Origin of the sequence: Streptomyces sp. NPDC002838, from assembly GCF_040295365.1 — a bacterium.
GTDB lineage: Bacteria > Actinomycetota > Actinomycetes > Streptomycetales > Streptomycetaceae > Streptomyces.
The window spans coordinates 1-3489 of the sequence record NZ_JBEOVF010000126.1 but is presented as its reverse complement, the minus strand read 5'-3'; the positions used below and the strand labels follow the sequence as shown (position 1 = coordinate 3489).

4 protein-coding genes are annotated in these 3489 nt (G+C 68.2%); 1 reads left to right on the top strand and 3 read right to left on the bottom strand.

Translation table 11 applies throughout. The features are described from left to right. On the bottom strand, positions 1-982 hold a 982-nt coding region (locus ABT063_RS51685; protein ID WP_351069282.1), incomplete at its 3' end, for a ferredoxin reductase. 775 nt (positions 983-1757) lie between these two features. Further along, positions 1758-2141, bottom strand: coding sequence for a winged helix-turn-helix transcriptional regulator (locus tag ABT063_RS51680; protein ID WP_121745156.1), 384 nt, complete (start codon positions 2139-2141; stop codon positions 1758-1760). A 101-nt stretch (positions 2142-2242) separates the two neighbouring features. Here ABT063_RS51680 and ABT063_RS51675 point away from each other — a divergent pair, with 101 nt between their 5' ends. After that, positions 2243-2644, top strand: a complete 402-nt coding sequence (locus ABT063_RS51675) for a RidA family protein (RefSeq protein ID WP_351069279.1) — start codon at positions 2243-2245, stop codon at positions 2642-2644. Between the two features lie 188 nt (positions 2645-2832). Here ABT063_RS51675 and ABT063_RS51670 read toward each other — a convergent pair whose 3' ends face one another. Beyond that, positions 2833-3024, bottom strand: coding sequence for a hypothetical protein (locus ABT063_RS51670; RefSeq protein ID WP_502991048.1), 192 nt, complete (start codon positions 3022-3024; stop codon positions 2833-2835). Between the last annotated feature and the right edge of the window lie 465 nt (positions 3025-3489).

Genomic DNA, 3489 nt, shown 5'->3' with positions numbered 1-3489 from the left:
GCGGGCTGACGCAGCTGTGGCAGATGCCCATGCGGCAGCCGCTCGGCATGACGACACCCGCCGCCTCGCCCACGACCAGCAGGGGCGTGGCCGGGCCGGCGTCCGTCTCGACACCGCTGCGGGTGAAGCGCACCCGCCCGCCGCGCCCGCCCGATCCACTGTCCGGCACGGCCGGCGACGGTGGCCGGAACCGCTCCAGGTGCAGCCGGTGCCGGGTATCCGCGTCGCGCCAGGTCCGCTCTGCGAACGCCAGTAGCCCTTCCGGTCCGCAGGTCCAGGTCTCGCGCTCGGGCCAGTCGGGGCACAGCGCGTCCAGGCGTGCCCGATCCAGCCGCCCTTCCCGGCGGGTGTGGTGTTCGTGCAGCGTCAGCCAGCTCTCTCGGGCGGCCATGGCACGCAGCTCACCGCCGAAGACCATCCGATCGGTGTCCGGCACGCTGTGCACCAGCACGGTGTCCGGGCCGGGACCCGTACGCCCGGCGAGCGCGCGCAGCATGGCCACCGCGGGAGTGACGCCGATACCGCCGGTCAGGAACAGCAGACGCGCGGGCGGCGGATCCGGCAGCACGAAGTCCCCCTGGACAGGACCAAGGCGCAAGGTCTCCCCGGGCCTCACCCGGTGGGCCAGGTACGACGACACCCGCCCATCCGGGATCGCCCGTACTGTGATCGCGAAACGCCCGGAGCCGTCCGGCGGATTCGTGATCGAGTACGTCCGCCAGTGCAGTACGCCGTCGACGTCCACTCCCACGGGCACGTACTGCCCGGCCGCACACTGCGCCGACCAGCCGCGCCCCGCCCGCACCACGAGCGTCGTCGCGTCCGCCGTCTCAGCCCGGACCGCCTCCACTCGGCCCGCCGGCCACCTGGCCGACCACAAGGGATCGACGACCGTCAGGAAGTCGTCCGGCAGCAACGGTGTGGTCAGCCGCCCGGCTCCCTGCCAGACGGGCCGTGCCAGGCGCTGGAGCACACCGGCCATCCCGCATCTCCGTTCCTCGTCACTCTCCGATCACCCACGCTCACGCAGCCGTGGACGACCGGCAAGCCGGGTTGCTCCTTCCCTGACCTGCGGCCCGGTCAGGCAAAGCCGGCCCTGGCACTGTGGGCTGCTTGATGGGCAGCCCTCAGGGGGCGGGCCCGACACGCGGCCTGGAAGAACGGGTCACGATGGGCTGCGGCCCTTGTTGTCGGGGAGCGTGCCCGTGCCCGCCTTCCCCGGCGTCACAGAGTCGGAGATCATGCCGAACGGGGTCCGGGCGGTTGCGTCACCGAGGAACCGTGCTGCGGTCCCTTCCTCGGTGACCGTGTGGCGTCCGGGAGCAGGCCCCGGCTTCGGGATGCCGGGAGAAGGCAGGTCGGCGCAGCGAAATGGGTCCACCTCCACGGACACCTTTCCTCCGTATCGTCAGGGCGATGCCGTGGCCGACAGCGGCACACCACACCGACGCGGACTGCCGTGCGAATCAGTGCTCGACGTGACGCTTCTTGATGCCACGCCGCCCGCTCTCAAGGGGGACGGCGACTGTGTGGCTTCGTTCACTTCAAACAGCAGCGTTTGTCTACCGGTTTGGGCAGCAGTTGGTGATCTTGAGCCTCGTGGATGTTCACGAGAAATAGCAGCAAGTCCATGGGACGGTCCGCCGCCTGTTGAGATGTCTGTTTCTGAACCTGTGGCACAGGATGGCTCGGTAGCCCGATCACGTGAGACCGATCAAAGGAATCGCGCAACGCGCGAGGGTGTCGCTGCGTGCCCGTCAGGCGTCGAAACGGCCGCGTGCACTCTCGATGTGACCGAGGTGCTGGTGGGTCCAGCCGCATATGGCGTCGACCGCGGTGCGCAGGGCCCGGCCCGGCTCGGTGAGGGTGTACTCGACTCGCGGCGGCACGGTGGGGTGCACCTTCCGGTCGACCAGGCCATTGCGCTCCAGCATGCGCAGGTTCTGGGTGAGCATCTTGTGGCTGACGCCCTCGACCTCGTTCCGCAGCTCGCTGAAGCGCAGGGTGCGCTCGCCGAGCGCCTCGATGATCAGGAGCGCCCACTTGTTGGCAACGTCCGAGAAGATCTCCCGCGCCAGGGAGTCTGCGCGCCGCAGGTCAGCGTCCTCGGGCAGGCCCTTGAGTAGTTGCTTGGTCACCATCAGGTTCCTCAGTCACCGAAAAGTGCGTTCTTCCAGGTCAACCGTCACTCTCCTATAGTTTCCGAGTAACTACAAGAGAGCAAACCGGAAGGGCGAGCACCGTGGCCACCATTGATGCCTTCAACTACAACGTGCCGGCCGAGAGCGACTTCGGCTACTCACAGGCGATCAAGTCCGGCGAGCTGATCCACGTCTCTGGACAGCTCTCGTTCGATGAGGCAGGCGAGTTCCTCTACGCGGGCGACTTCGCCGCCCAGCTCAAGCAGACCTACGCCAACATGGATAAGGTCCTGGACCACTACGGCGCCACCCGGAACCAGGTCGTCTCGCAGACCCTGTACGTGGTGAACCTGCGGCAGAATGCCGCGGCGACGGCGGAGGGCAACCTGGGGTACTTCGGCGACCACCGCCCGGCCAGCACGGTCTTGGGCATCACTGAACTGACCTTGCCCGGCCAGGTCATCGAAATCAGCTTCGTCATCGACACGAAACTGCCCGCTTGAGGTCTCCTCCTCGCACGTCCCACAGCCCTCTGGGGGCTCCGTTCGTGGAACAGTCACACTGACCGTTCCACGAACGCTCCCATAACCCTCGTCGGCGCCATGTTCCTCGATCAGCCGGTGGAAGATCCGGGTGACCGTGTGCCGCTGCTTGCGCGGTGCGTCCAGGTCCGCCCGCAGGATCCCGTCGATCACCGCCTTGTACCCAGCGCCGACGGCCGCGGCGGCAGCGGCTTGCATGGCTCCGGCCAGGCCGAGTCCAGGGCCTTGCGCTCCGTCCGCCAGGCAACGTTGTGCTTGCGCTCCAACTCCCGCATCGTCATGCCGGCTCGGTGGTCCCGCCGGATCGCCGCGTACAGCTCGACCTTCGACATCTGCGGCATGACCAGGGCCCTTTCGCCGGGAACACTCCGATGCTGTCCTGGCAAGCCCCCCACTGCCTTCAAAACTCGTGAACATCACCCGACCGTGGAAACGGGCGCCTCCCAAACCCGTGTACAACCGCCGTCACGAGTCGTGAATAAAGCCAACTGTGCCACGCTCACGACGCGTCTGGCCCGCATACGCGCCGCACGGCGGCTTCCCCGTCACACGGACCCAATGCGGCATGCCCCTGACTTGTTGAATCGATCCCAGACGCCCGGTCTGCAGTCGTAGCGTCCAGGGTGCCGGTCGGCACGGGCTCGCATTGCCCCATGCCGCCCTGCGGGGCTGCCGACGCCGACGCGGGGGCTGCGCACCGTCTCCAGGACGCGCGGCCCTAGGGCCCTTCTGATGGATCTCCGCAGCGTCGCGACGCCCGGCACGCACGCTCGCCGCACGGTGCGGAGGGCCAGGTGGCTCCGCCA

Excerpts from the sequence above, each read along its gene's own strand:
- ABT063_RS51680 (WP_121745156.1), bottom strand. The coding sequence starts at position 2,141 with ATGGTGACCAAGCAACTACTCAAGGGCCTGCCCGAGGACGCTGACCTG.
- ABT063_RS51670 (WP_502991048.1), bottom strand. The coding sequence starts at position 3,024 with ATGCCGCAGATGTCGAAGGTCGAGCTGTACGCGGCGATCCGGCGGGAC.